This window comes from Prauserella alba, assembly GCF_024171735.1.
GTDB lineage: Bacteria > Actinomycetota > Actinomycetes > Mycobacteriales > Pseudonocardiaceae > Prauserella > Prauserella alba.
The window spans coordinates 353646-378996 of record NZ_JAMTCH010000003.1 but is presented as its reverse complement, the minus strand read 5'-3'; the positions used below and the strand labels follow the sequence as shown (position 1 = coordinate 378996).

The 25351-nt window shown below is 70.2% G+C and carries 20 protein-coding genes; 5 read left to right on the top strand and 15 right to left on the bottom strand.

What is annotated here, in order from left to right; genetic code table 11:
* Positions 1-240 precede the first annotated feature (240 nt).
* The 6 genes from LY12_RS01585 to LY12_RS01560 all read right to left on the bottom strand — a co-directional run bounded on the left by LY12_RS01585 (position 241) and on the right by LY12_RS01560 (position 9842).
* The gene (locus LY12_RS01585; RefSeq protein ID WP_253852834.1) at positions 241-3549 is read right to left on the bottom strand and encodes a S8 family serine peptidase; all 3309 of its coding nucleotides are present in this window, start codon (positions 3547-3549) and stop codon (positions 241-243) included.
* A gap of 138 nt (positions 3550-3687) precedes the next feature.
* Complete coding sequence (gene serA, locus LY12_RS01580) at positions 3688-5283, bottom strand: phosphoglycerate dehydrogenase (RefSeq protein WP_253852826.1); 1596 nt, start codon at positions 5281-5283, stop codon at positions 3688-3690.
* A 493-nt stretch (positions 5284-5776) separates the two neighbouring features.
* Positions 5777-6184, bottom strand: coding sequence for a DUF397 domain-containing protein (locus LY12_RS01575; RefSeq protein ID WP_253852821.1), 408 nt, complete (start codon positions 6182-6184; stop codon positions 5777-5779).
* A gap of 92 nt (positions 6185-6276) precedes the next feature.
* Positions 6277-7290 (bottom strand): ketol-acid reductoisomerase, encoded by a 1014-nt coding sequence (gene ilvC / locus LY12_RS01570; RefSeq protein ID WP_253852820.1) that lies wholly within the window; start codon positions 7288-7290, stop codon positions 6277-6279.
* A gap of 93 nt (positions 7291-7383) precedes the next feature.
* Positions 7384-7890, bottom strand: a complete 507-nt coding sequence (gene ilvN / locus LY12_RS01565; protein ID WP_183656297.1) for an acetolactate synthase small subunit — start codon at positions 7888-7890, stop codon at positions 7384-7386.
* A gap of 5 nt (positions 7891-7895) precedes the next feature.
* Positions 7896-9842 (bottom strand): acetolactate synthase large subunit, encoded by a 1947-nt coding sequence (locus LY12_RS01560; protein ID WP_253852819.1) that lies wholly within the window; start codon positions 9840-9842, stop codon positions 7896-7898.
* 886 nt (positions 9843-10728) lie between these two features.
* Between LY12_RS01560 and LY12_RS01555 the strand changes: the two genes are divergently transcribed.
* The gene (locus LY12_RS01555) at positions 10729-11433 is read left to right on the top strand and encodes a PH domain-containing protein (RefSeq protein WP_253852818.1); all 705 of its coding nucleotides are present in this window, start codon (positions 10729-10731) and stop codon (positions 11431-11433) included.
* A 22-nt stretch (positions 11434-11455) separates the two neighbouring features.
* On the opposite strand, the gene LY12_RS01550 is transcribed toward LY12_RS01555, so the two are convergent.
* Entirely contained in the window at positions 11456-11944 is a 489-nt protein-coding gene (locus LY12_RS01550) for a MarR family winged helix-turn-helix transcriptional regulator (protein ID WP_253852817.1), read from the bottom strand.
* 25 nt (positions 11945-11969) lie between these two features.
* Between LY12_RS01550 and LY12_RS01545 the strand changes: the two genes are divergently transcribed.
* The gene (locus tag LY12_RS01545) at positions 11970-13202 is read left to right on the top strand and encodes an APC family permease (RefSeq protein ID WP_253852816.1); all 1233 of its coding nucleotides are present in this window, start codon (positions 11970-11972) and stop codon (positions 13200-13202) included.
* A gap of 120 nt (positions 13203-13322) precedes the next feature.
* Positions 13323-15167 carry a dihydroxy-acid dehydratase gene (gene ilvD, locus LY12_RS01540; RefSeq protein ID WP_253852815.1) on the top strand — a complete coding sequence of 615 codons (1845 nt, stop codon included), beginning with the start codon at positions 13323-13325 and terminating at the stop codon, positions 15165-15167.
* Positions 15168-15308: 141 nt separating this feature from the next.
* On the opposite strand, the gene LY12_RS01535 is transcribed toward ilvD, so the two are convergent.
* Together LY12_RS01535 and LY12_RS01530 are read right to left on the bottom strand one after the other, a co-directional pair.
* Entirely contained in the window at positions 15309-15932 is a 624-nt protein-coding gene (locus LY12_RS01535; protein WP_253852814.1) for a DoxX family protein, read from the bottom strand.
* 78 nt (positions 15933-16010) lie between these two features.
* A complete protein-coding gene (locus LY12_RS01530; RefSeq protein ID WP_253854796.1) occupies positions 16011-16712 on the bottom strand; it encodes an NPP1 family protein in 702 nt (233 codons plus the stop codon).
* A 454-nt stretch (positions 16713-17166) separates the two neighbouring features.
* Here LY12_RS01530 and LY12_RS01525 point away from each other — a divergent pair, with 454 nt between their 5' ends.
* Positions 17167-17901 carry an SDR family NAD(P)-dependent oxidoreductase gene (locus LY12_RS01525; protein WP_253852811.1) on the top strand — a complete coding sequence of 245 codons (735 nt, stop codon included), beginning with the start codon at positions 17167-17169 and terminating at the stop codon, positions 17899-17901.
* A 218-nt stretch (positions 17902-18119) separates the two neighbouring features.
* On the opposite strand, the gene LY12_RS01520 is transcribed toward LY12_RS01525, so the two are convergent.
* On the bottom strand, positions 18120-18719 hold the full coding sequence (locus LY12_RS01520; RefSeq protein ID WP_253852809.1) for a TetR/AcrR family transcriptional regulator: 600 nt from the start codon (positions 18717-18719) through the stop codon (positions 18120-18122).
* Between the two features lie 92 nt (positions 18720-18811).
* Positions 18812-19717 (bottom strand): 2-hydroxyacid dehydrogenase, encoded by a 906-nt coding sequence (locus tag LY12_RS01515; protein ID WP_253852807.1) that lies wholly within the window; start codon positions 19715-19717, stop codon positions 18812-18814.
* Between the two features lie 86 nt (positions 19718-19803).
* Between LY12_RS01515 and LY12_RS01510 the strand changes: the two genes are divergently transcribed.
* Positions 19804-21036 (top strand): PQQ-dependent sugar dehydrogenase, encoded by a 1233-nt coding sequence (locus tag LY12_RS01510; RefSeq protein ID WP_253852806.1) that lies wholly within the window; start codon positions 19804-19806, stop codon positions 21034-21036.
* Positions 21037-21194: 158 nt separating this feature from the next.
* Here LY12_RS01510 and LY12_RS01505 read toward each other — a convergent pair whose 3' ends face one another.
* From LY12_RS01505 to gatC, 4 genes are all read right to left on the bottom strand, one after another.
* On the bottom strand, positions 21195-21698 hold the full coding sequence (locus LY12_RS01505) for a hypothetical protein (protein WP_253852805.1): 504 nt from the start codon (positions 21696-21698) through the stop codon (positions 21195-21197).
* 288 nt (positions 21699-21986) lie between these two features.
* Positions 21987-23495, bottom strand: a complete 1509-nt coding sequence (gatB, locus tag LY12_RS01500) for an Asp-tRNA(Asn)/Glu-tRNA(Gln) amidotransferase subunit GatB (RefSeq protein WP_253852804.1) — start codon at positions 23493-23495, stop codon at positions 21987-21989.
* On the bottom strand, positions 23492-24994 hold the full coding sequence (gene gatA / locus LY12_RS01495) for an Asp-tRNA(Asn)/Glu-tRNA(Gln) amidotransferase subunit GatA (RefSeq protein ID WP_253852803.1): 1503 nt from the start codon (positions 24992-24994) through the stop codon (positions 23492-23494). Before gatA ends, gatB begins: the two co-directional genes overlap by 4 nt.
* Before the next feature lie 11 nt (positions 24995-25005).
* Positions 25006-25305: an Asp-tRNA(Asn)/Glu-tRNA(Gln) amidotransferase subunit GatC gene (gene gatC / locus LY12_RS01490; RefSeq protein ID WP_253852802.1), complete on the bottom strand. Its 300-nt coding sequence runs from the start codon at positions 25303-25305 to the stop codon at positions 25006-25008.
* Between the last annotated feature and the right edge of the window lie 46 nt (positions 25306-25351).

The window sequence follows — 25351 nt, the reverse complement described above, 5'->3', positions numbered from 1 at the left end:
CTCCGTCAGACCGGGCCCCATCGACCGCGGGTACCCCATTCGCATCCAAAGCCAGCGACGGCAGGTTACCGGGCGTCGACGAACTGTCGACCCACGACCACCCCAACGGCGCAAGCGCCACCGTCGCGGGTCCCCCGTCCGGTGGCCTCACAGGTGTGCCCGGGACCCCGCGAGATGGGGTCCCGGGCACATCATCGCCACCCGTCGGCACGGCCCGCCGGAGCAAGCCGCCGCACCCGGTCAGCCGCCGTTCGTCGACACCGGCCGGTGGTCGAGCTCGTGGACACCGACCGTCGAGGCGCGCCTGCCGGAGGCGTTGTGGTGACTCAGCACCAGCAGCCCCTCGGCCGAGTCCGCCGATTCCGGACTCCGCGTCACCGTGAACCGGTCACCGCGACCCGCCACGTACGACAGGGCCGCGGCGCCGTCGGCACCGGCGACGGTGTACTCCGGGTTCAGCGGATCGAACGCGATCGGCTCGTCGATCGTGTCCACATCGCCCGTCTCGGGGTCGCCGTAGAAGCCGGAGACGCCGACCGTGTAGCTGATCTCGTGCGAGTCGGCCGAAGGGTCGATCCCCAGCGCGCTCAGCGACACCGGCAGTACCGCGACGTTGCTGTCGAACGTGTTCGTGTCGACGTCACCGAACTGCCCGTTGACCGGCTGCAGGTCCACAGTGGAACCGTCGGACAGTCGCACGGTCTGGGCGACCAGGACGTCCGTGGCGGGCATCGGCATGGCGTAGGTCTCGTAGTCGGCCTCGCCGTCACCATCGGTGTCGGTGTGGATGTACGGGATCGTGTGCCCGCCGAGGCTCGACCAGTCGCCCCATGTGGACAGTCCGAAAGCGAGCATCGCGCCGTCTCCCTCACCGACCGATGTGGCGCCTGCGTACCGCAGGTCTCCGCCCTCGGCCGTCTCGTTGACGGTGCAGCCGTTCGTCTGCTCGCCGAAGCAGGGCGGCAGCTTCGGCGACCGGGCGTGCAGCTCCATGATGCTCAGCAGCGACCGGTAGGCCTCACTGCCGGAACCCTGGTCGAGGCCGCGGCCCAGCACCCGCACGTCCGCGGTGTCGGAACCACCCCGGAACGCGATGTTCCGGGAGTGGTGCAGTTTCGCCACCGGCTTCGGCGCGGCGTGCACCGGGAGCCGCAGCGTCGCACCGTCGCCCGCCGGCTCGAGCACGAGGCGGCCGGCCGCCTCGGCGACGAACTGCCGCGCCACGCCGAGCTGGTTGCGCTCCAACGTCGGGTCGACGGTCTTGCGCATCGCCGCGGGGTCGATCCGCAGCTTCACGCGCACGTGGGCGCTGCCGTGGGCCGGTACCGTCACGGAGTCCCGCGAGAGTTCGTAGCTCACGCCCGGGATCGTGGACGAGGCCGCATAGCTCAACGAGTACCGCTCGGTCTCGTCGCCCTTGTTGACGATGCGGACGACCTTGCGCTTCGTGGTCGGCTGACTGACCTCCAGCACGCCGAACGACACACTGACGGCCTTGCGGTCGCGCAGCGAGTACGCCATGACGTCGTTGCCGACCGCGGCTCGCGCGTCGATGCGGCCCGCACCGACCCGCTGCGGCCCGACGGCCGTGCCGTCGGAAGTCACCTCGTGGGCCGCGGTGTTCATGACCGAGTTCTTGACCTCGGTGGCGGTCCAGTCCGGATTGGCCTCACGCACGAGCGCCGTGATGCCCGCCGCGTGCGGCGAGGCCATCGACGTGCCCGACATCACCGTGGCGGCGTCCCCGCCTCCCATCAGGGCCGAGGCGATCGTGTCACCCGGCGACGCCAGGTCGGGCTTGACCGCAGGACCGCGCACGCCACGCGAGGTGAACGAGCTCGGCGTGTCCTCGATGGACTCGTCCTCAGTGGGCAGTGACGTGCGCCCGTCGCCGTTCATGGCGATCTCCAGCGTGCCCTCATCGAGCGAGGGCCGCAGCTGCTCGGTGGCGTCACCGGTCAGCTGGAAGACCGGAACGTCCTCGTTGCCCGCGATGGCGGCGCCGAAGTTCTGCACCCCGGAGGTGAACACGACGCCCGCGGCACCGGCCGCCGTGGCGTTGTCGGCGCGGGCGGCCGAACCGCACTCCCGCGTCCCGTCGTTGTCGTCCCATTCCAACCAGGCGATCTTGCCCTTGACCGCGGCGGCGTCGGACTCGGAGAACTCACCGCAGCCGGATGCGTTGCCCTCGGAGAGCGCCACGACCGGTTTCGTGATGTCGAGCGAGTCGTAGTCGGTGTAATAGAGGCTGAACTGGCCTGCGACCTTGCCGGCCACATCGGACGGTTCGGTCACCTCGACCGCGTCACGCAGCACGTAGGAATCCCGGATGCTCGCCACGCCCAGTCCTTCGGGCGTGTTGCCGGGGCTGCCGCCGACGTCGTACAGATCGCCGCCGTTGCCGGCCGACATCACCGGCAGCACGTCGTTGGCGACGAGCTTGCGCACGAAGTCGGACTCCGGGTCGTCCGGCGCACCGTAGTCGCTGCCGACCGACATGTTGACGACGTCGAGCTTGTCGGAGAAGTCGCCGTCGCCGTTCGGGTCGAGCGTCCAGTCCATCGCCTGTGCCATGACGGCCGTCGACCCGGCGCAGCCGAACACCTTGATGTCGTACAGCTCGGCCTTCGGCGCGCTGCCCGGCGCGACCTTCATATCCATCAGGTCGTCGCCGTCGAGCTTCGAGTAGTCACCGGTGAACGTCGACCCGTCGGCCCCGACGCCGTAGCCGGCCGCGGTGCCGGCCACATGCGTGCCGTGGTCCATGCAGGGCAGCGGGTTGGGGTCCGGCTTCGGCGTCTCGGAGCCGTTCTCGCCCGAGGCGTCGTAGTCGTCACCGACGAGGTCCGTGCCGCCCGCGACCTTCGCCGACGGGAACAGCTCGGGGGCCTCCTTCGCCGGGTCGACCGACTCGTAGGCCTCCTTCGTGCCCGGCCCGCCGAAGGTGGCGTGCGTGTAGTCGATGCCGCTGTCGATGACACCGACCTTGACGTCCTCGCCGTAGTGCCCGGTCTGCTGCCAGACGTTGATGGCCTTCGTCAGCTGGTCGGCACCCGCGTTCTGGTGCTTCTTCGGCACGATCGGCTTGACGGACACGACGTCGTCGCGGCCGGCCAGCTCACGCAGCCGCTCCGCATCGGCGGAGACGAGGGCACCGGGGATCGCGTTGGCCGTGCGCGCCAGCACCGTGGTGCCGGTGTCGGTCGCCCTGAGAGTGCCGACGACCCTGTCGACGGCACCCAGTGCTGCGGACCTGGCACGTTTCGCGGCTTTCGCGGCGGCCTTCGTGCCCTTGGCCTTCTCGTCGTTGAACGCGTCGACCGCGGCCTGTTTCCGCACTTCGACGAAGGCCGAGGTACGGCCCTGCGAATCGGCCAGCCGCGGGGAAATGCCGCCGTCGGCGCGACCGGGGTCGAGGTCGTCGGCCGAGGCGGTCGGCAGCGGTTCGATACTCGCCGCGTCCTGCGCCGACGCCCCGCCTGCCGCGAAGGTGGCGGCAAGCAGGGCGGTCGAACAGGTCGCGAGCAGGCGTGCTCGCCAGCGGTTCATATTGGGGCGCCCCCAATGGGTCGGGAGGTTGACAATCGATGGTCAGCCAGCCAACACCACCGGGACGTCACCCAATAGCGCCATTCGTAGCGATTTATCCGAATGTGATGGTTTGTACCTGGTATCCGGCGACCGCGGTCACGGGAACGAGATCGAACGGATCTTGCGGGCCGAGACGGCGGCGCCGATCGGGTCGAGCAGCGCCGGGTCGACCGGACGGTCCACCCGCAGCAGCATCACCGAGTCGGAACGGTCGGTGGTCTGGCTGATCTGCGCGGCGTCGATGTTCACCCCGGCCTCGCCCAGCACCGTGCCGACCCGGCCCATGATGCCCGGCTTGTCGGGGTACTCCATCAGGAGCATGTTCCCCTCGGCCCGGATGTCGAAGTGCCTGCCGTCGATCTCGATCAGCTTCTGCACCTCCTCCTTGCCGGTGACCGAGCCCGACACCGTGTGCGCCGTGCCGTCGTCCTGCACGGCGCGCACCGTCAGCTGGCTGCGGTAGTTCTGGCTCTCCGGCTCCGTGCTGACCGACACCTGCACGCCCAGCTCCTCGGCCAACCGCGGGGCGTTCACGAACGTGACCTGCGACTCGACGACATTGGCGAACACCCCGCGCAGCGCCGCCAGCTGCAGCACGCTGACGTCCTCACCGGACAGTTCACCGGAGGCGATGACCGACACCGACTGCGGTGCCTTCGCGCTGAACGCCGACAGCACCGTGCCGAGCTTCTGGGCCAGCGGCAGGTACGGCCGCACCTCGTCGGTGACCGCGCCACCCGCGACGTTCACCGCGTCCGGCACGAACTCGCCGCGCAGCGCGAGCAGCGTCGACTTCGCGACGTCGGTGCCCGCACGGTCCTGCGCCTCCCCCGTCGACGCGCCGAGGTGCGGCGTCACCACGACGTTGGGCAGGCCGAACAGCGGGCTCTCGGTGACCGGCTCGGACTCGAACACGTCGATGCCCGCGCCGCCCACGTGGCCGTCCGACACGGCGCCTGCCAGCGCATCCTCGTCGATCAGGCCGCCGCGCGCGGCGTTGACGACGATGACGCCCTTCTTGGTCTTCGCCAGCGCCTTCGCGTCGATCAGGCCCTTGGTCTCGGGCGTCTTCGGCAGGTGGACGGTGACGATGTCGGCCCGCTCGAGCAGGTCGTCGAGGGTGACGAGTTCGACCCCGAACTGCTTGGCGCGGGCCGCCGAAGCGTACGGGTCGTAGGCGAGCAGCTTCGTGTCGAACGCGCCGAGACGCTGCGACACGAGCTGGCCGATCTTGCCGAAGCCGACCACGCCGACGGTCTTGCCGTTCAGCTCGACGCCGGTGTAGGAGCTGCGCTTCCATTCGCCGCCCTGCAGGCTCTGGTCGGCGGCGGGGACGCGGCGCAGCACCGACAGCAGCAGCGCGACGGCGTGCTCGGCCGCGGAAACGATGTTCGACGTCGGCGCGTTCACCACGAGCACACCGTGCTGGGTGGCCGCGGGCACGTCGACGTTGTCGAGACCGACACCGGCGCGGGCGACCACCTTCAGTGAGCTGGTGGCGTCGAGCACCTCGGCGTCGACCTGCGTCGCGGACCGTACGAGCAGCGCGTCGGCGGTCTTCACCGCCTCGAGCAGTGCCGGCCGGTCCGTTCCGTCCACGTGCCGGATCTCGACCTCGTCCCCGAAGACGCTCACCGCGGAGGGGGCGAGCTTCTCGGCGAGGAGGACGACGGGCTTGGTGGAAGTGGTCACGTTGCGCCTTTCCGTAGCTCGACTCACTGGTCTTGCGCGGCAGGCACGCCCGCTCTCGCGGTGTCACATACCGCAGGCCGGAGCGGCGGGCGGTGCGCCTCGGCTCCGCTGCCACCTGCGTGTCACGACCCGCGCCTGCCCCGCACTCGCCGACGGACCTGCCCGGTGCTGCTCGCCAGCCGTGGCGATCGTCGGCGTGGTCGAGGTCACGTCGCTGTGCCCTCGATCGCAAGGAGTCTATCCGCCGGAGTTAACGCACACGCAATGCTCGGACGGCAAATCGGCGCCATCGAGGACAATTCTCCGCGCGTCGTCGCTGGTCACAGCCGCCGAATGCGAACTTCGTTCGTCAGGTCACCATGCCCGGTTCACCGGCTCGAATCGGCGCGAGGCGATGCGGTGCCTCGACGTCGACGGCCCGACCTGCCGTCGATCCGGGTCGGGCCGTTGCCTCATCGCGTCGTCACCGTGATCGATCCGAGACACGGTGCGGTCATTCCGGTGGCCGGTCGAACTCGCCGTCGCGCACCCCCGCGAGGAACGCATCCCATTCCGACGGCGTGAACACGAGCACGGTCGGCGCGGGGGCGGCGTGCCCGTCCCCGGGTTCCGTGTCGTGCCGACCGTCGTACCGGCCGCGGTGGTGCCCGCCGGCCTCGTGCGTGCCGCCGCCGGGCACGGACCGCAGGACGACGTACGTCACGCCGTCGGTGTGGCGCACGAACGCGTACTCGACCGGGCCGTGCTCGGTGCCCGCCTTGTCGCGTAGCCGCGTCCACGTGGCGGAGCTCAGGTCCAGTGCGGCCGACACGTCGTGCTTCGCCTGCTGAGCGCGGGCCGGGCCTGCGGTCCCGCCCGGGCCCGCGGCCGAGGGCGCGCCAGGGTCAACGCCATCGGTCATCACCCCGCACGGTAGCCCTGAGCAGCACAAACCCCCAAGACGTAGCGTACGTCCCGGGGGTCTGCGCCGGAAGAACGAGCCTATCGAATGAATCAGGCCGTCTCGGTGATCGGACGGTCGACCCACGACATCAGGTCGCGCAGCTTCTTGCCGGTCTCCTCGATCGGGTGCTGCTCGCCCGCCTCACGCAGCTTGGCGAAGTTCGGCCGGTTCGCCTCGTCCTCGCCGACCCACTCGCGGGCGAACGTGCCGTCCTGGATCTCGGCCAGCACGGCCTTCATGTTCTCCTTCACCTCGGGCGTGATCACACGCGGACCGCGGGTGAGGTCGCCGTACTCGGCGGTGTCGGAGATCGAGTAGCGCATGCGCGCGATGCCGCCCTCGTACATCAGGTCGACGATCAGCTTGAGCTCGTGCAGCACCTCGAAGTACGCGATCTCCGGGGCGTAGCCCGCCTCGGTCAGCACCTCGAAGCCCGTCTGCACGAGCGCCGACGCACCGCCGCAGAGGACCGACTGCTCACCGAACAGATCGGTCTCGGTCTCCTCGGTGAAGGTCGTCTTGATGACGCCGGCACGCGCGCCACCGATGGCGGCCGCGTACGACAGCGCCAGCGCCTGGCCGCCGCCGCTCGGGTCCTGCTCGACGGCGATGAGGCACGGCACGCCCTTGCCGTCGACGAACTGCCTGCGCACCAGGTGACCCGGGCCCTTCGGCGCCACCATCGCGACGTCCACGTCGGCCGGCGGCTTGATGAGGTCGTACCGGATGTTGAAGCCGTGGCCGAAGAAGAGCGCGTCACCGGCCTTGAGGTTCGGCTCGATGTCGGCGGTGTAGATCTCGCGCTGCTTGGTGTCGGGCGCGAGGATCATGATCACGTCGGCCCACGCGGAGACCTCGGACACCGTGCCGACCTGCAGGCCCTCCTCCTCGGCCTTCGGGCGCGACTTCGAACCCTCGGCCAGGCCGATGCGGACGTCGACGCCGGAGTCGCGCAGGCTCAGCGCGTGCGCGTGACCCTGACTGCCGTACCCGATGACGGCGACCTTACGGCCCTGGATGATGCCGAGATCGGCGTCGTCGTCGTAGAAGATTTCGACTGACATGAGGGGCGGTACTTCCTTTCCCATCGCGTGATGTGCCCGCGACGCGCCTCGTGGCGGACGCGCGGGCTCGGCGGCGCTCAGCGGCCGCAGGTTCTATCGGGTTGAGTTCGCGGTGATCGACCGGGCGCCCCGGCCGAGCGCGACCATGCCGGATTTCACGAGCTCACGCACACCGTACGGTTCCAGCATGCGCATGAGCGCGTTCAGTTTGTCGTGCGTGCCCGTGGCCTCGACGGTGACCGCCTCCGGCGAGACGTCGACCACCTTCGCGCGGAACATCTCCACGGTTTCGAGGACCTGGCTGCGCACGGTGGCGTCGGCCCGCACCTTCACCAGCAGCAGGTCGCGCTGCACGGAGCTGGCCGGGTCGAGTTCCACGATCTTGATGACGTTCACGAGCTTGTTGAGCTGTTTGGTCACCTGTTCGAGCGGTTGCTCCTCGACGGCGACGACGATCGTCATCCGGGACACCTCGGGGTTCTCCGTGGGCCCGACGGCGAGGGACTCGATGTTGAAACCCCGGCGGGAGAACAGGCCGGAGACACGGGCGAGCACGCCGGGGACGTTCTCCACCAGGACGCTCAGCGTGTGCATGCTCATGACTCTTACTGCTCCCCTCGCACGTCGGTAACGGCCCTGTCGGCGACGATCCCGCCGGATGCGGGTCCGTCGGCGACGTCGTCGTCGTCGAACAGCGGCCGGATGCCGCGGGCGGCCATCACCTCGTCGTTGCTGGCGCCGGGGCCGACCATCGGCCACACCTGAGCATCCTTGCCGACGACGAAGTCGATCACGACAGGGCGGTCGTCGATCGCCATCGCCTGTTTGATGACGTCGTCGACCTCGTCGGCGGTCTCACACCGCAGGCCCGCACAGCCGAGCGACTCCGCCAGGAGAGCGAAGTCCGGAATGCGGTGCTTGTGCGTACCGAGGTCGGTGTTGGAGTAGCGCTCGGCGTAGAAGAGGTTCTGCCACTGGCGCACCATGCCCAGGTTGCCGTTGTTGATCACGGCGACCTTGATCGGGGCCCCTTCGAGCGCACAGGTGGCCAGTTCCTGGTTGGTCATCTGGAAGCAACCGTCGCCGTCGATCGCCCACACCTGCGATTCGGGGTGACCGAACTGCGCGCCCATCGCCGCGGGCACGGCGAACCCCATCGTGCCGAGTCCGCCGGAGTTGATCCAGCTGCGCGGGTGGTCGTACTTGATGAACTGGGCGGCCCACATCTGGTGCTGGCCCACGCCCGCCGTGTAGTAGGCGTCCGGGCCGGCGAGCGCGCCGATGCGCTCGATGACGTACTGCGGCGCGAGTGCGCCGTCGTCCGGCCATTCGTAGCCTGCCGGGAACGTGTCGCGCCACGAGTTGATCTGCGTCCACCATGCGGTCAGGTCGGGCCGGTCGCCGCGGTCGTGCTCGAACTTCACGGCTTCGATGAGCTCGCGGAGGATCTCCTTGCAGTCGCCCACGATCGGCACGTCGGCCTTGCGGTTCTTGGAGATCTCGGCCGGGTCGATGTCGGCGTGCACGACGGTGGCCTCCGGCGCGAACGAGTCGAGCCTGCCGGTGACCCGGTCGTCGAAACGCGCGCCGAGGGCCAGCAGCAGGTCCGCACGCTGCATCGCGGCGACGGCGGACACGGTGCCGTGCATGCCGGGCATGCCGACGTGGTGGTCGTGCGAATCGGGGAACGCACCGCGCGCCATCAACGTCGTCGCGACCGGGATGCCGGTCAGCTCGGCCAGCTCGGCCAGCTCCTCCGAGGCCTCGGCCTTGAGCACGCCGCCGCCGACGTACAGCACCGGCCTGCGGGACTGCGAGATCAGTCGCGCCGCCTCGCGGACCTGCTTGCCGTGGGGGCGCAGGGTGGGCCGGTAGCCGGGCAGTGTCATCTCCGGCGGCCACGCGAACGACGTGTTCTCCTGCAGCACGTCCTTGGGGATGTCGACCAGCACCGGACCGGGACGGCCCGTGCTCGCCAGGTGGAACGCCTCCGCGATGACCCGCGGGATGTCGGCGGGGTCGGTGACGAGGAAGTTGTGCTTGGTGATCGGCATCGTGATGCCGCAGATGTCGGCTTCCTGGAACGCGTCGGTGCCGATGAGCGCGCGCGTCTGCTGCCCGGTGATCGCCACGAGCGGCACCGAGTCCATGTTGGCGTCGGCCAGCGGGGTGACCAGGTTGGTGGCGCCGGGACCCGACGTCGCCATGCACACGCCCACCTTGCCGGTGGCCTGGGCGTACCCGGTGGCGGCGTGGCCGGCGGCCTGTTCGTGCCGCACCAGCACGTGGCGGACCTTCGTCGAGTCGAGGAGCGGGTCGTAGGCGGGCAGAATCGTGCCGCCCGGGATGCCGAAGACGACCTCGGAGCCGACCGCCTCGAGCGCGCGTACGAGCGACTGGGCGCCGGTGACGCGGACGGGGGTGCCCGCGGGCGGGGTGGGCTTCGGACGGGGTCCGTTCGGCTGGGCGGACTTGCGGGACGCCTCGGAGGCGTCCGTGGCTCCGGTGTCTCCGGCGGAGCCGGATTCCGATCGCGAGGTCGCGCTAGTCATCGATTTCTGCCTCGTGTCCTGGTGCTCTCGAGTGTGCTGAGTCGATCCTGGTGGGCTCGTCGGCTTCTCGGTCGGTTCTCGGTTCGCTTTCTCGGGTGCCGGTCCGTCCGGGTGGTCCGGACGGGCCGGTTGTCTGTTCGTCGCCGTGTTCGTCGTCGTGCCGGTTGTCGTGTTCGCCGTTGGGGCCGATCGTGGTGGTCGGTTGCGGTTGTGCGGTTGTGGTTGTGCGGGTGCGGTTGTCGCCGTGGCGGTCGCGATCGTGGCGATCGCCGCGGTGGCGACCTCCACGGTGCTGGCCGTCCAGCGGTGAGTCGCCGTGACCTCACCCGGTGTCACCCGATCGATCCCGTGACACCGCAACCTCGACATCAAAAAACCCCCGCCGACCGGGGTGGCCGTACGAGGGTCGCGCGTTGATGCAGAGGCGGCTTCCTAAGCGTCGCTCTCGGCGTCAACGCGCTTGGGAAGTACGAGAATCGTCTGCGGTGTCACAGCGGTGACGGTAGTCGGATCGCCATCCGAGTGTCAACTCTGCGGGATAGTGATTCCGAATACTGGAACACTGATCCAATCAGCGGACACCCGGAGCATCCGGACGGCCGCCCACGCCACCTCTCCGCCGTGTTGCGAACCCAGGGGATCGTGTTGCGAATCCAGGGGGCCGTGTTGCAGATCCCGGGGATCGTGTTGCGGCCCCAGGGGACCGTGTTTCGGATCCGGGGGGCCGTGTTTCGGATCCGGGGGGCCGTGAACCGCGACTCGGGTGCCGACCCCTGGCTCGTCCGCCACGTCCCACGCCTCCGGTGACGCCCGTGCGGCACTGTTCACCCTGCGCAGATGCCGCCCGCAATGCCGGAAGGTCACCCTGCGGTGGCACCATCGAGGTGTGGCAGACGAATCAGGTGACCCGCAGCAGTCCGGTACCCAGGTCGGCGAGCGGCAGGCCCGTGACGAACAGGTCGTGCGCAAACAGCGCCGTGCCGTGTTCCGCGTCCCGGCTGCCTCCCTGCTGACCGTCCCGATCCTGCTGTTCTGCGTCACCCCGATCGCGTTCAGCGCACCCGGGCTGCAGTTGCTGTACCTGATCCCGATCGCGGTCGTGGTCTGGGTGGTGCGCGTCCGCACGACGGCCACCCCGGACGGACTGACCGTCCGCACCCTCACGGGAACGCGCTCGATGCGCTGGGAGGAACTCTCGGGTCTGTCGATCACGGAAAAGGCCATGATCCGCGCGGTTCCGACCGACGGCACGCCCGTCCGGCTCCCCTATGTCCGCCTGCATCACGTGCCGGTGCTGTCACTGCTGTCCGGCGGCCGCATTCCCGACCCGTCCGGCGCACTGACAGACGACGCCGGGTCCACGAAGGACAGCGACTCCACGAGCGACAGCGACTCCACGAGCGACAGCGACTCCACGAACGGCGCCGGCGCCGACGACGTCGGGTCTGGAACCGACCCCGCACACGGAACCGACCCCGCACACGGAACCGACCGCACTCACGGAACCGACACTGCCCACGGAACCGACCGCGCCCCCGAACCCTCCTCCGAGGGCACCGACGAGGCGGGCCGGCCGACGAGCCCGGCCTGACGCCGAGCCGCCCGCCACCGCCTCAATCGCCGCCGAGGCCCGTCAACACGGCGCGGAGCGTGTTCCGTGCCGCACGGAGCTCGTCGACCGACACGGCCGACACGGCCTCCGCACGCGGCGCATCGGTGTCGGCGATCAACTGCTCGAGCCTGCCCAGGCCCGCCTCGGTCGCCCGGTACAGCGATGAGCGTGCGTGCTCCGGATTGTCGTGACGGGCGGCCAGGCCCGCACCCACGAGTTCACCCGCCACGCGTTGCACGGCCTGCCGGGTGAGTCCGAGCCGGGACGCGATCTCCGGCACCGTCGCGTCGCCGCCGGACAACACGCTGAGCACGTGCCACTGCGCGACGGTCACGCCGCGCGCGGCCGCGTCCGCCTCACTGATCCGACGGCTCACCGCGGCGAGTTCGTACACGTCCGCGATCAGCGCACGGTACGCCCGCGCCTTGGCCGACGAGGAACCGGACCGGGACGCATCGCCGGACGACGACCCACTCCTACTTGACAACATGTTGTCATTCTAGTCGACTTGTCGCATGACCGGAACAGGACATCGCGGACTGGGCAGGGTCGCTGCGATTCCCCTCGCGTTCGGCTCGATCGCGGGCTCGGGCATCCTCAGCCTGCCGTCGGCGGTCTACGCCGAGACCGGTCCGGCGAGCCTGCTCGTGTGGCTCCTCTCCGGCGTGCTGTGCGTGCCGATGCTCGTCATGTTCCGCGACACCGTGCGACTGTCCCCGAACGGTGACGCGCTCCAAGCACTCGTGACCCGCGGCCTCGGCGACACCATCGGCCGGGCCATGCCACTGATGTTCCTGTTCGTCGTCGTCCTCGGCCTGCCGACGGGCTGCATCGTGGCCGGCCGCTACGTCGAACGCGGCCTCGGCGTCCCCGGCGCGACCGGAGTGGTCGCTGCGGCACTGCTGCTCACCGCACTACTGATCAGCGCTCACGGCGCCGGCGCCAAGCAGTGGACCCAGCTCGCGGGCAGTGCGGCACTGACGGTGACCGGCGTCGCCCTCGTCCTCCTCGGCACGCTGGGATCCTCCGATTCGCACCCCACGTCGGTCGACCTCGTCCCCGGCACCGAGACGGCCGAAGTCCTGCTGCCGGGCGTACTTCTGGCGTTCTGGGCCTTCGTCGGCTTCGAGAACCTGACGTTCCTGGCCCGCGAACTGCGGGAGCCACGTCGGGATTTTCTGCCGGTCAGCATCGCCGCCCTGGCGCTGTACGGCTTCTTCGCCGTGGCGCTCACCGTGACCGTCGCGCTGAGCGTCCCCCGCTCGGACGTCGACCCGGTCGCCGGTCTGCTGCAGATCGCGCAAACCCCGCCCGTGCCCGTGATCGTCGCCGTCGTGGCCGTGTCCGCGATGCTCATCAACGCCGCCGCGTGGGTCCGCGGACTGGGCACCGTGCTCAGCCTCGCGACCGCCGACGGCACGCTGCCGCGCCGAACGCCCGCTCCGCTGGTGACGATGGGCGCACTGTTCTCCGTCACGCTGGCCGTCCTGCTGTCGAACCAGCACCTGACCGTCGACGCGCTCGCCGCGAGCAGCGCCGTGTTCGTGCTCATCTATGCGGTGTGCATCGTGGGCTACGTCCGGCTGTACGGGTTCACGGTCCGCACCGCCGCGGGCGCGCTGCTGCTGGTCGTCATGGCCGCATCGCTCGTCCAGTCCGGGACGCGCAGCCTGTACGGCGTCGCCGTGGCGGCCTGCTGCCTCGCCTGGTGCGCAGGACGCCGCCGACGGGCGCGCGTGCGCTCCTGACCCGCTCACCGCAACCACTCCGCCCGCGTTCCCACATGCCGGACCCGCCCACGCGGCGATCACCGCATGTCGGGCCGACACCTGTCCACGCCATGAGACCCCGGGCGTAACCTGGGCAGCATGCCTGCTCTGCGTTCCCGTACCACCACCCACGGCCGCAACGCCGCCGGGGCACGTTCCCTGTGGCGAGCGACCGGGATGACCGACAGCGACTTCGGTAAGCCGATCGTCGCGATCGCCAACTCGTACACGCAGTTCGTCCCCGGTCACGTCCACCTCAAGGATCTCGGCGGAATCGTGGCCGAGGCGGTCGCCGAGGCGGGCGGCGTAGCGCGCGAGTTCCACACGATCGCGGTCGACGACGGCATCGCCATGGGCCACTCGGGCATGCTCTACTCGCTGCCCTCGCGCGAGATCATCTCCGACTCCGTGGAGTACATGGTCAACGCGCACCAGGCGGACGCGCTCGTGTGCATCTCCAACTGCGACAAGATCACGCCCGGCATGCTCAACGCCGCCATGCGCCTGAACATCCCGACCGTGTTCGTCTCCGGCGGCCCGATGGAGGCCGGCAAGGCGGTCGTCGTGGACGGCGTCGCGCACCCGTCGAGCGATCTGATCACGACGATCTCGGCGTCGGCGAACGACGCGGTCGACGAGAAGGGCCTGTCCGAGGTCGAACGGTCGGCGTGCCCGACCTGCGGATCGTGCTCGGGCATGTTCACCGCGAACTCGATGAACTGCCTGACCGAGGCGCTCGGCCTGTCGCTGCCGGGCAACGGTTCGACGCTCGCCACGCACGCCGCGCGCCGGGCACTGTTCGAGAACGCGGGCCGCACCGTCGTCGACCTGGCGCGCCGCTGGTACGGCGAGGACGACGAATCCGCCCTCCCCCGCACCATCGCCTCGAGGGAGGCGTTCGAGAACGCCATGGCGCTCGACATGGCGATGGGCGGGTCGACCAACACCGTGCTGCACGTCCTCGCCGCCGCCGAGGAGGGCGAGATCGACTTCACGATCGGCGACATCGACCGGATCGGCCGATCCGTGCCCTGTTTGTCCAAAGTGGCGCCCAACTCGGACTACCACATGGAGGACGTGCACCGGGCCGGTGGAATCCCCGCGATCCTCGGCGAACTGTATCGCGGCGGTCTCCTCAACACGGGCGTCGCGTCGGTGCATTCGCCGTCGATGGAACGGTGGCTGTCCACATGGGATATCCGCGCCGAGTCGCCGTCGGAGGAGGCCGTCGAGCTCTTCCACGCCGCACCGGGCGGGGTGCGCACCACACAGGCCTTCTCGACCGAGAACCGGTGGTCGTCGTTGGACACCGACGCCGCAGGCGGCTGCATCCGCGACGTCGAACACGCCTACACCGCCGACGGCGGCCTGGCCGTGCTGCGCGGCAACCTCGCCGAGAACGGCGCGGTGATCAAGTCCGCGGGTATCGACGAGGAGCTGTGGCACTTCGAAGGCCCCGCACGGGTCGTCGAAAGCCAGGAGGAAGCCGTCTCGGCGATTCTCGGCAAGCAGGTGCAGCCCGGCGACGTGATCGTCGTCCGCTACGAAGGACCGTCCGGCGGGCCCGGCATGCAGGAGATGCTGCACCCGACGGCGTTTCTCAAGGGCGCGGGCCTGGGCAAGGTGTGCGCACTGATCACCGACGGGCGTTTCTCCGGCGGCTCGTCGGGGATCTCGGTCGGCCACATCTCCCCCGAAGCCGCCGACCGCGGCACGATCGGCCTGGTGGAGGACGGCGACCCGATCCGCATCGACGTCCACGAGCGTTCCCTCGAGCTGCTCGTCGACGACGAGGTGCTGGCCGAACGACGGGCCAAGATGGATGCCAGTGAGCGTCCGTGGCAGCCGGCCGAACGGCAGCGTCCGGTGACCACGGCGCTGCGGGCCTACGCCACGATGGCGACGTCGGCCGACCGTGGAGCGGTGCGCGACCTGGGCGCGTGACCCATGGCAACGCGAAACGGCGCCGCACCCCGGGGTGCGGCGCCGTTTCGCGTTGCGAGCCCGCCGGTCCCGGGCGGACTCACGCGCGGGCAATGCCGTGCGTGAGTGCGCTCACGGGCCCGGCCGGGCGGGGGCCGGGACTCAGCGGAACATCACGATGACCACAATGGAGGCTGCCGCGGCGAGGAGTAGTCCGAACAGGCCGAACGCACCGGGCTTGCGGCGCCACGGGGTGTTCTTGTCGACGGCGATGCGGCCTGCTCCGGTGAACAGCAGTGCCAGCGCCACGAGCGCGAGCGTGAGATCGAACTCGACCTCGAAGAAGCCGCCACCGAGCTGGAATTTCGCGACGACGATGTTGACCGTGACTCCGAGGATCGCGGCCGCGCCGAGTGGCGTGAACAGGCCGACCGCCAGCAGCAGTGCGCCGCCGGTCTCCGCGACGGCGGTGATCCAGGCGAGCAGCGTCGTCTGGCCCGTGTAGCCCATGCCGGACAACGCGTCCGCGAAACCACCGATGCCGGGGCCGTCGAACAGGCCGAACAGCTTCTGCAGACCGTGCGCGCCCATCACCGCGGCGAGCCCCAGCCGCAGCACGAGCAGGCCGACGTCCAGCCCGGCGTGCCAGCGGTCGGGTTCGGGGGCGGTTTCCTCGACGTCGGCGAGCATGCTGTCGCTTTCCGGCTGGCTGTAACCGGATCCGTCGAACCTGCCGGAATCGAACTTCGTCGTCGGGGCGTCGACGTTGTTGTCGGGTGTGCTCATAGCCGCGCAGAGTAGAGCATCACCGCGACGACCGGGTGAACGCCACGGCACACCCGGTGTCGCGATGGTGACGTCTCGTCACACGTGCGGGTCGAAGACGATGTCCTCGGGCTTGGCCTTCTCGAGGTTGCCGGCGAAGGCGCCGTCGGAGATCGCCAGGCTCGCGCTCCCGAAATCGGCGCCGGTGAGGGTGTCACGGATGCCATCGGGGAAGTGTTCCCAGCTCACCAGGTCCGGGTATTGCCAGGTGCCGTAATGGTTCTCGGGCGGTTCGTCGCCTGTGGAGGCGAGCCGGAAGCAGTGCGTACCGGCGCCGTCCTTGTGGTAGACGATCTTCGGGTGCGTGCCCTCCCACTGCATCTCGGAGGCCGGGTGGGTCGAGTAGTCGCCGTGCGCCGACACCGACACGTACTCGGCGCTGTCGCCACCACGGACCCAGACGACGACGTGCTCGATGTCGTGCCGGTGGCCGAACGCGTCGAGTCCGGGAACGGCCTGATCCTTCTCGAAGTACAGGTCGTACAGGTAGGCGCACCAGTCACCGTCGCACGTGGACCGCGAGTAGGAGTTCGTGTTGTCCAGATCGGAGGCGTCGCGGCAGTTGCCGTTCAAGGCGCCCGAGTTGTCGAGTCCCTCGTTCAGGGCGCCGTCGGGACCGATCGCGGGCGTCGGATAGCAGCCGTCGGTGTCGTAGTCGAACGCCGGCTGCCATCGGCCGTCGGCCTCGGCGTGGTTCGCGGGCAACGCGGCGGGCGGGTCGGCGTAGGCCACCCCCGCCATGGGCACGACGAGCAGCAGCACCGTCGCCGCGAGCGTCTTCACCGCCCGCGCGAACCGGCGCCGTGACGGCAGCGGTCGCTGCGAATCGGGAAGTTGCGAATGGGGAAACTGCGATCGCGGAAGCTGCGTCGTGGGTCGCGGTGTCGAAGAGGGGGACGGTCGGGCGGACTCGGCCGGGGCCATCGGAGGTCCTCTCTGCCGGATCGATGATCGGCAGGCAGCCAACCAGCGGGCCGGACGCGCGAACAACCGACCATGGTCGACACCTTGCCCGAACCACCCCATTGTCCGAACCACCCCAACGGCCCATCCGCCCCAGGTGATCGACCGGCAGCGAGGCGACGAACCACACCTCGGCGTGATCACGGAGTCGCACATCACCATTATTGACCGTGCGGTCCAGATCGGGCAGAGTTATGGACGTACTGGTCAACAACTTGAGGAGGTGGGCGGCGTGGCCGTCCTGACGGGCAAGGTCGCAGTGGTGACCGGCGGCAGCAGCGGTATCGGGCTCGCGATCGCACACGCGTTCTGCGAGGAGGGCGCCACGGTGTTCATCACCGGCCGTCGCAAGGAGGCACTCGACGACGCCATCGTCGAGCTCGGCGCGAACGCGACCGCCGTGGTCTGCGATTCCGCCGTACCGTCCGACCTCGACGCGCTCTACGACACCGTCCGGGAACAGGCCGGGCACGTGGACATCGTGGTCGCCAATGCCGGTATCGGCATCGAGACCGTGTTCGGCGAGGTCACCGAGGAGCAGGTCGACGCCCTGTTCGCCACCAACGTCAAGGGAACCGTCTTCACTGTCCAAAAGGCATTGCCGCTGCTTCGCCCTGGGGCATCGATCATCTTGACCGGCTCGAGTGCGGCGACGCGCCCTCCGTACGGCCTCGAGATCTACGCAGCGACGAAGGCCGCGGTGCGGAACCTGGCCCGCGGCTGGGCCCACAGTGCGCGGCAGTACGACTTCCGGGTCAACGTGCTCTCTCCGGGCACGGTGCCCACTCCGGGGCTGCTCGACCTCGTCCCCGCGGAAGCACGGGAACAGGCCGAGGAAGCCACCCCGCTGGGCAGGCTCGGCACACCCGAGGAGATCGCTGCCGCCGCCACTTTCCTGGCTTCGAACGCGTCGAGTTACGTCAACGGTTCCGAGCTCGCGGCCGACGGCGGCGCCGCGCAGATCTGAGAGCTCTCCGCGCCGGGGACGGTCGACTCGGACGACGCATACCCGGGGCGACTTCGCGCTGAACCGCACCACGGCCGGGCCAGAAGGGCACCGCCCGCGCCCGCACAGGCCCGCGCCGTGGTGCGACGCGAACGTGTGTGCACAGACCGCTCCGCGAACGGCACCGCGAATGGCACCGTGGATCGACGGCCTCGACCGTCGGCACCGGGCGTGGCGGGCTACTCGGCGTCCGGCGGCGGCAGCAGTCGAGCCAGGGCGGACTCGGCCACCGAGGCAAGAGCGTCTACACCCATCCCGGTCCGCCCGAGCGCGACCACGCCGAGCTGGGCTGCCAGCACCGCATAGGCGACCTGGCCACCATCCACATCGGGCGCCACGTCGCCGTCGCGCTGGGCCCGCTCGATCGCCTCCGTCAGGATCCCGGCGGTCGCGTCGTAGCTCCGGCGGGCCTCGGCCGCCACGTCCGGCATGCTCGTCGCCAACTCGGCCGTGCTGTTGGCCAGGAGACATCCTCGCTGCGCGGATGACCCGGTGGTGTCACGACTCGGACCGTGCACGAACTCGCGCACCATGTCGACGGCCCGCGGCAGCTGCGCCAGCCGCTCGCGGAGCATTCGATCGTTGGCGTCGTTGTATTCGCGGAGCACCCGCAGGAACAAGGCGTGTTTGTCCCCGAACGCGCCGTACAGGCTGCCTTTGCCGAGACCGCTGGCGCGCATGAGATCGTCCACCGACGTCGCCGCGTAGCCCTTGTCCCAGAACACCTGGCGGACCGCCGCGACGACACGCTCCTCGTCGAACTCGCGGGGTCGTGGCACGCCTCGATGATACCGGTTGTTGACCAACCGGGCCAGAACCCGCCCGGCGCAGAACCCACCCGGCGCAGAGCCGATCCGACGACGACCCCGCGTCAGTACTCGCCGTGGACCAGGTTCTCCGGCAGCTCCCCGCCCGCGTACCGTTCCAGCTCCCGTGCCACGACGGCGTACGAGCGTGCGAGCCTGCCGCCGACGAACCCGCCGGTGTGCGGCGTGATCATCACGTTCGGCGCGGCCCACAGCGGGTGGCCCGCGGGCAGCGGTTCGGGTTCGGTCACGTCGAGGATCGCGCGCAGCCGCCGCGCCGCCAGCTCGTCGAGGAGCGCGTCCGTGTCGACGACCGGCCCCCTGGCGGCGTTGACGAGCACGGCCCCGTCGGGCATCGCGGCGAGGAACCCGGCGTCGACCATGCCGCGCGTCTTCGACGTGAGCGGCACCAGCAACGCCACGATGTCGGCCTGCCCCAGCAGCGACGGCAGCTCGTCGACACCGTGCACGCCGTCGCGGGCGGTCATCCCGACCATCGTGACGCGCACGTCGAACGGGGTGAGCCTGCGTTCGAGCTGCCTGCCGACGTCCCCCGCGCCGACGATCACGGCCCGTTTGCCCTGCAGCGTGTCCGTGCCGTGCGGCCGCCACACGCCCTCGGCCTGCGCGGCCTGGAAGTCCGGCAGCTCGCGATACAGCGACAGCAACGTGGCCACGGCCCATTCGGCGGTGCTGCCGCCGTGGGCGCCGCGGCACGTCGACAGCAGCACGCCCGGCGGCACGACGTCGATCCACTCCTCCGCACCAGCACTGCGCAACTGGATCAGCCGCAGTTTCGGCAGCTCGGAGAGCACCTTCTCGGTGACGCCGAAGCCCGGCACGAGCACCTCCGCGTCGACCGCGGCCCCGGGAAGGGCCTCCCCGGGTTCGTACCTGACAGGGTGAACCCCGTCGATGCCGGTCAGGGCTGTCATACCGTCGTCGTCGGGAACCAGAACCGTGATCGCCATGGCCCCATCCTCGCGGTCCGGTCGCGGACCGGAATCCGCGACCCGCTTACTCACGACTCACGACGTGGCACCTACTCTCGGAAACCGTGCGCGGTGGACGACTCGGACAGCGACGATGGTCGGTGCCGCTGGTCCTGGCGGTCAGCGGCCTGCTCGTGCTGTCCGGGTGCGCCGAGTTCGAGGACGACGCCAGCGGGCAACGGTGGTCGGCGGCGCCGGAACTGTCGCCGGAACGCGGACCGCAGCCGGAACTGCCCGAGGTCGAGGCCCCCGACGTGCCGAGCGCTCCCCAGGAACAGCCGACGAAGGTACCGCCGCCGCAGGGGTGCAAGGACTTCGACCGCGCCGTGATCGCCACCTGCCTGGACACGGTGTCGGCGGTGGCCCCGCTGCCGGGAAGCGGCCAGGTGATCAGCGCGCTGGCGGGTGAGCGCCGCAGCGGCCGGGTGATGCAGGTCGACAGCAACGGCACGAAGAACGAGTTCGCGACGCTCGACGTGGACGCTGCGGGCGACGGGGGGCTCACCGGCCTGGCGCTGTCACCGACGTACGAGGAGGACCGCCTCGTCTACGCCTACGTCACGACGCCGGAGGACAACCGGGTCGTGCGGTTCGCGCAGGGCCAGCAACCGAAACCGGTGCTGACAGGAATCCCGAAGGGGCGAACCGGCAACGCGGGAGCGCTGCTGGCCACGGCCGACGGTTCGCTGCTGGTGGCCACGGGCAACGCAGGCGACGCGGCGAAGGCCGACCGCGCGGGCACGTTGTCCGGCAAGGTGTTGCGGATCGACCCGTCCGGCGCGCCGGCCGAGGACAACCCGACGAGCGGTTCGCCGGTGCTCGCGTCCGGGCTGACCGCGCCGGGAGGCCTCTGCCAGACCCCGGACGGCTCCCGCACGTGGGTGACCGACCGCGGTGCGGACAAGGATGCGCTGTTCGCCGTGCCGGACGGCGGCACGTCCGAGGGTGGCGCGTCCGAGGGTGCGGCCGAACTGGGGGCGCCCGCGTGGACATGGCCGGACAAACCGGGCGTCACCGGCTGCGCCGACTGGACGGATTCGGTGGCCGTGGCGACCTCGCGCGGTGAGAACGTGCAGAACCTGCCGCTGACGCAGGACGGGTCCGTGGGCGGCGAACCGCAGGTCACGATGGACGGTGACAACGGGCCGAGCTACGGCAGGCTGGGGTCGCTGTCGCAGGTGTCGGAGAACGTCTCGGTGGCGGGCACGGTCAACAAGGACGGCGGCGACCCGGCGTCGAGCGACGACCGCGTGGTGCTGATCGTGCGCCAGCCGTCGGGCGGTTCCGGCCGCGACTGACCGGTGGCCGCCGGTTCGGCGCCGTATGAGCGGCCGTGGCGACCGGACGGACCGTGGCCGACGGCGGGACAGCGCGTGACCGCCGCCCCGCCCCCGAGAACGCAACACGAGCCCCGCGAAACGCAACACGGCGCCCCAGAAGCGCAACACGGGGGCTGTTATCGGGCGGGGCGGCTGCGGCGCGTCTCGCCGTGGAGCGCCCGGGTGTCGATCGCGGCGAAGACGGCACTCGCGACGACGGCGAGCATGCCGAGGTAGCGGCCGATGGCGGCGTCGACGGTGACACCGCCCGCCTCGAGCACGGCGCGTTCCTCGCTGCCGAACTGCCAGTCGGCGAACAGCCAGCCGAGCACTGCGCACAGCAGCGCCAGACAGGCGCCGATGAGCCACAACTGCGGAAGGCCGCCGGTACGCGCGGCACGGATCCGGCCTGCAGCGGCGACGGTGACGCCGAGGGCCACGATGAGCAGGGGCGGGAACCAGCCGAGGAACGTCGCCCGCCACACGGAACGGGTGACGTCGTCGGCCGGCAGTTCGGCGAGCGCCGACCGCACCGCGGGATCCTCGGAGGACAACACGGTCCACGGCAGCAGCAGCGAGACGACGGCGAGCACCGCAGCCGCGAGCCCGCCGACCTCACGCCACGAAGGCCGAGCAAACATCGGCGCCACCCTCCAGTTCGTCGCGATCCGCACTGTCCCTACTGTCACCACGACGGCACCGTCACCGCGGAACCACGGCGAAGACGAGCCCGCCACCCGAGAACCTGCAAGTCGGAAGCTACAACGACGAACGGTGAGCCGCCGCTGCGACCGCCTAAGCAACCGGCACCGCCGGGGGTTCTCAGTGGCTTCCTGGCGAGGACAGCGACGACGTGGTGAATTGGACATTCATGAGGAGGCGATCCCGCAGCCAGGGAGCCACTGAGGTTCCCCTACCCGCACCGCCTATCAAGCCGCTCCAACTCGTTCCAAGATCAACTCGCGGACGCGGGCGGCGTCGGCTTGGCCCTTGGTGGCCTTCATGACGGCGCCGACGATGGCGCCTGCGGCCTGCACCTTGCCGCCGCGGATCTTGTCGGCGACGTCGGGCTGGGCGGCGAGGGCCTCGTCGACGGCGGCGAGGAGCGCGGAGTCGTCGGAGACGACCTTGAGCCCGCGCTTCTCGATGACCTGGTCGGGGTCGCCGTCGCCGTCGAGGACGCCGTCGACGACCTGGCGGGCGAGTTTGTTCGTGAGCTCGCCCGAGCCGACGAGTTCGATGACGCGCGCGACCTGTGCCGGGGTGATGGTGAGGTCGGCGAGTTCGGTCTCGCGCGAGGTGGCCTGCTGGTTGAGGTACTGGACCCACCAGCTGCGGGCGTCGGCCTGGGTCGCTCCCGCGTCGACGGTGGCGGCGACGAGGTCGATGGCGCCGGTGTTGACGAGGTCGCGGAGTTCCTCGTCGGTGAGGTCCCAGTCCTCCTGGATGCGCTTGCGGCGCTGCCACGGCAGCTCGGGAATGGTGGCGCGGAGCTGTTCCACCCACTCGCAGGTGGGGGCGATGGGCACGAGGTCCGGTTCGGGGAAGTACCGGTAGTCCTCGGCGGTCTCCTTGGTGCGGCCCGCGGCGGTGGTGCCGTCCGCCTCCTGGAAGTGCCGGGTCTCCTGCTTGATGGAACCGCCGTCGGCCAGGATCGCGGCGTGCCGCGTCATCTCGTACCGCACGGCGCGTTCGACGCTGCGCAGCGAGTTGACGTTCTTGGTCTCGGTGCGGGTGCCGAACTCGTTCGCACCCTTGGCCATGAGCGAGACGTTGGCGTCGCAACGCAGCGAGCCCTGGTCCATGCGGACGTCGGAGACGTCCATGGCCCGCAACAGATCACGGAGCGCGGTGACGTACGCCCGGGCGACCTCGGGCGCGCGCTCGCCCATGCCGGTGATGGGCTTGGTGACGATCTCGATGAGGGGCACGCCCGCGCGGTTGTAGTCCAGCAGCGAGTGCTCTGCACCGTGGATCCGGCCGGTGGCGCCGCCGACGTGCAGCGACTTGCCGGTGTCCTCCTCCATGTGCGCGCGCTCGATGTCGACGCGCACGACCTCGCCGTCGTCGAGCACGACGTCGAGGTGGCCGTCGAAGGCGATCGGCTCGTCGTACTGCGAGGTCTGGAAGTTCTTCGGCATGTCCGGGTAGAAGTAGTTCTTCCTGGCGAACCGGCACCACTCCGCGATGTCGCAGTTCAAGGCGAGACCGATGCGGATGGCCGATTCCACGGCGGTGCCGTTGACGACGGGCAGCGCGCCGGGCAGGCCGAGGCACACGGGGCACACGTGCGTGTTCGGGTCGCCGCCGAAGGAGTTGGGGCAGCCGCAGAACATCTTCGTGTCGGTGGACAGCTCGACGTGCACTTCGAGGCCGAGCACCGGGTCGTACCGTTCGACGACCTCGGCGTAGTCCATGAGTTCGGCGGTGGTGGTCACTTGGCGGCCTCCAGTTCACCCAGCTTGTCGAGCACCGGGCCGCGCGCCGTTTCGTAGGCGGCGCCGACGCGGTAGAGGCGGTCATCGGCGAGCGCCGGCGCCATGATCTGCAGCCCGACCGGCAGGCCGTCCTCGTCGGACAGTCCACTGGGGACGCTCATGGCCGCGTTGCCCGCCAGGTTTGCCGGGATCGAGCAGATGTCGTTGAGGTACATGGCGAGCGGGTCGTCGACCTTCTCGCCGAGCTTGAACGGCGTCACCGGCGTCGTGGGCGAGACCAGCACGTCGACCTGCTCGAACGCTGCGGTGAAGTCGCGCGTGATGAGGGTGCGCACCTTCTGGGCCGAGCCGTAGTAGGCGTCGTAGTACCCGGAGGAGAGCGCGTACGTGCCGAGCATGACCCGCCGCTTGACCTCGGCGCCGAACCCTTCCTCCCGGGTCAGCGACATGACCTCTTCGGCGCTGTGGTTCCCGTCGTCGGCGACGCGCAGCCCGTAACGCATGGCGTCGAACCGGGCGAGGTTCGACGAGCACTCGCTCGGCGCGATCAGGTAGTAGGCGGGCAGCGCGTAGGTGAAGTTCGGGCAGGAGACCTCGACGACCTCCGCGCCCAGCTCCTTCAGCTGCGCCACGGCGGCTTCGAACGATCGGAGCACGCCGCCCTGGTAGCCCTCACCGGAGAGCTCACGCACGACGCCGACCCTGACGCCGCTCAGGTCGCCGCGGGCACCCTCGCGTGCCGCGTCCACCACGGCGGGCACCGGTGCGTCGATGGACGTGGCGTCCATGGGGTCGTGCCCGGCGATGACCTCGTGCAGCAACGCCGCGTCCAGCACCGTCCGGCCGCAGGGGCCCGCCTGGTCGAGCGACGACGAGAACGCCACGAGGCCGTAGCGGGACACCCCGCCGTAGGTGGGCTTCACGCCGACGGTGGCCGTGACGGCGGCGGGCTGGCGGATCGAACCGCCGGTGTCGGTGCCGATCGCCAGCGGCGCCTCGTAAGCGGCCAGCGACGCCGAGGAGCCGCCGCCGGAGCCGCCGGGGATGCGGTCGAGGTCCCACGGGTTGCGCGTCGGCCCGTAGGCCGAGTTCTCGGTCGACGAGCCCATCGCGAACTCGTCCATGTTCGTCTTGCCGAGGATCGGCACACCGGCGTCGCGCAGCCGCCGGGTGACCGTCGCGTCGTACGGCGGCAGCCAGCCTTCGAGCGTCTTCGAGCCGCACGTCGTCGGCACGCCGCGGGTGGTGAGCACGTCCTTGAGGGCCAGCGGCACCCCGGCCAGCGGGCTGGCAGGCGCCGTGCCCGCGGCGATGCCGGCGTCGACCGCGCGGGCGGCCTCGAGCGCGCCCTCGGCGTCGACGTGCAGGAACGCGTGCACGTCGTCGTCGACGGCGGCGATGCGGTCCAGATGGGCCTGCGTCGTCTCGGCGGCCGACACCTCACCGGCGTGGATCTTCTCCGCGAGTTCGGCCGCGGTGAGCCTGGTCAGGTCGCTCACTGTTTCTCCGCTCACTGCTGTTCACCAAGGATGCGCGGGACGCGGAACCGTCCCTCTTCGGCGGCGGGCGCTCCGGCCAGGGCCTCGTCCTGGGACAGCCCGGGCCGGACCTCGTCGGTACGGAAGACGTTGGTCAGCGCCGCGGCGTGCGACGTCGGCGGGATGTCGTCACCCGCCACCTCGCCGACCTTGGCCACCGCGTCCAGGATCTGGTCGAGCTGGCCCGCGAAGGTGTCCAGCTCCTCCTCTGTGACGGCCATCCTGGCCAGTTTCGCGAGGTGCGCGACCTCGTCGCGGGAAATGTTCGACACGCAGCTGACTCCGATGGGGTGTGCTCGGACCGCAGGACCGCCGAGC

What these genes read in the sequence shown, in the direction of transcription:
- ilvC (WP_253852820.1), bottom strand. Translation starts at nt 7,290, where the DNA reads ATGTCAGTCGAAATCTTCTACGACGACGACGCCGATCTCGGCATCATC.
- LY12_RS01585 (WP_253852834.1), bottom strand. Translation starts at nt 3,549, where the DNA reads ATGAACCGCTGGCGAGCACGCCTGCTCGCGACCTGTTCGACCGCCCTG.
- LY12_RS01535 (WP_253852814.1), bottom strand. Translation starts at nt 15,932, where the DNA reads ATGAGCACACCCGACAACAACGTCGACGCCCCGACGACGAAGTTCGAT.
- ilvD (WP_253852815.1), top strand. Translation starts at nt 13,323, where the DNA reads ATGCCTGCTCTGCGTTCCCGTACCACCACCCACGGCCGCAACGCCGCC.
- LY12_RS01545 (WP_253852816.1), top strand. Translation starts at nt 11,970, where the DNA reads ATGACCGGAACAGGACATCGCGGACTGGGCAGGGTCGCTGCGATTCCC.
- LY12_RS01560 (WP_253852819.1), bottom strand. Translation starts at nt 9,842, where the DNA reads ATGACTAGCGCGACCTCGCGATCGGAATCCGGCTCCGCCGGAGACACC.
- LY12_RS01505 (WP_253852805.1), bottom strand. Translation starts at nt 21,698, where the DNA reads ATGTTTGCTCGGCCTTCGTGGCGTGAGGTCGGCGGGCTCGCGGCTGCG.
- LY12_RS01575 (WP_253852821.1), bottom strand. Translation starts at nt 6,184, where the DNA reads ATGACCGATGGCGTTGACCCTGGCGCGCCCTCGGCCGCGGGCCCGGGC.
- ilvN (WP_183656297.1), bottom strand. Translation starts at nt 7,890, where the DNA reads ATGAGCATGCACACGCTGAGCGTCCTGGTGGAGAACGTCCCCGGCGTG.
- LY12_RS01530 (WP_253854796.1), bottom strand. Translation starts at nt 16,712, where the DNA reads ATGGCGGGGGTGGCCTACGCCGACCCGCCCGCCGCGTTGCCCGCGAAC.
- LY12_RS01550 (WP_253852817.1), bottom strand. Translation starts at nt 11,944, where the DNA reads ATGTTGTCAAGTAGGAGTGGGTCGTCGTCCGGCGATGCGTCCCGGTCC.
- LY12_RS01515 (WP_253852807.1), bottom strand. Translation starts at nt 19,717, where the DNA reads ATGGCGATCACGGTTCTGGTTCCCGACGACGACGGTATGACAGCCCTG.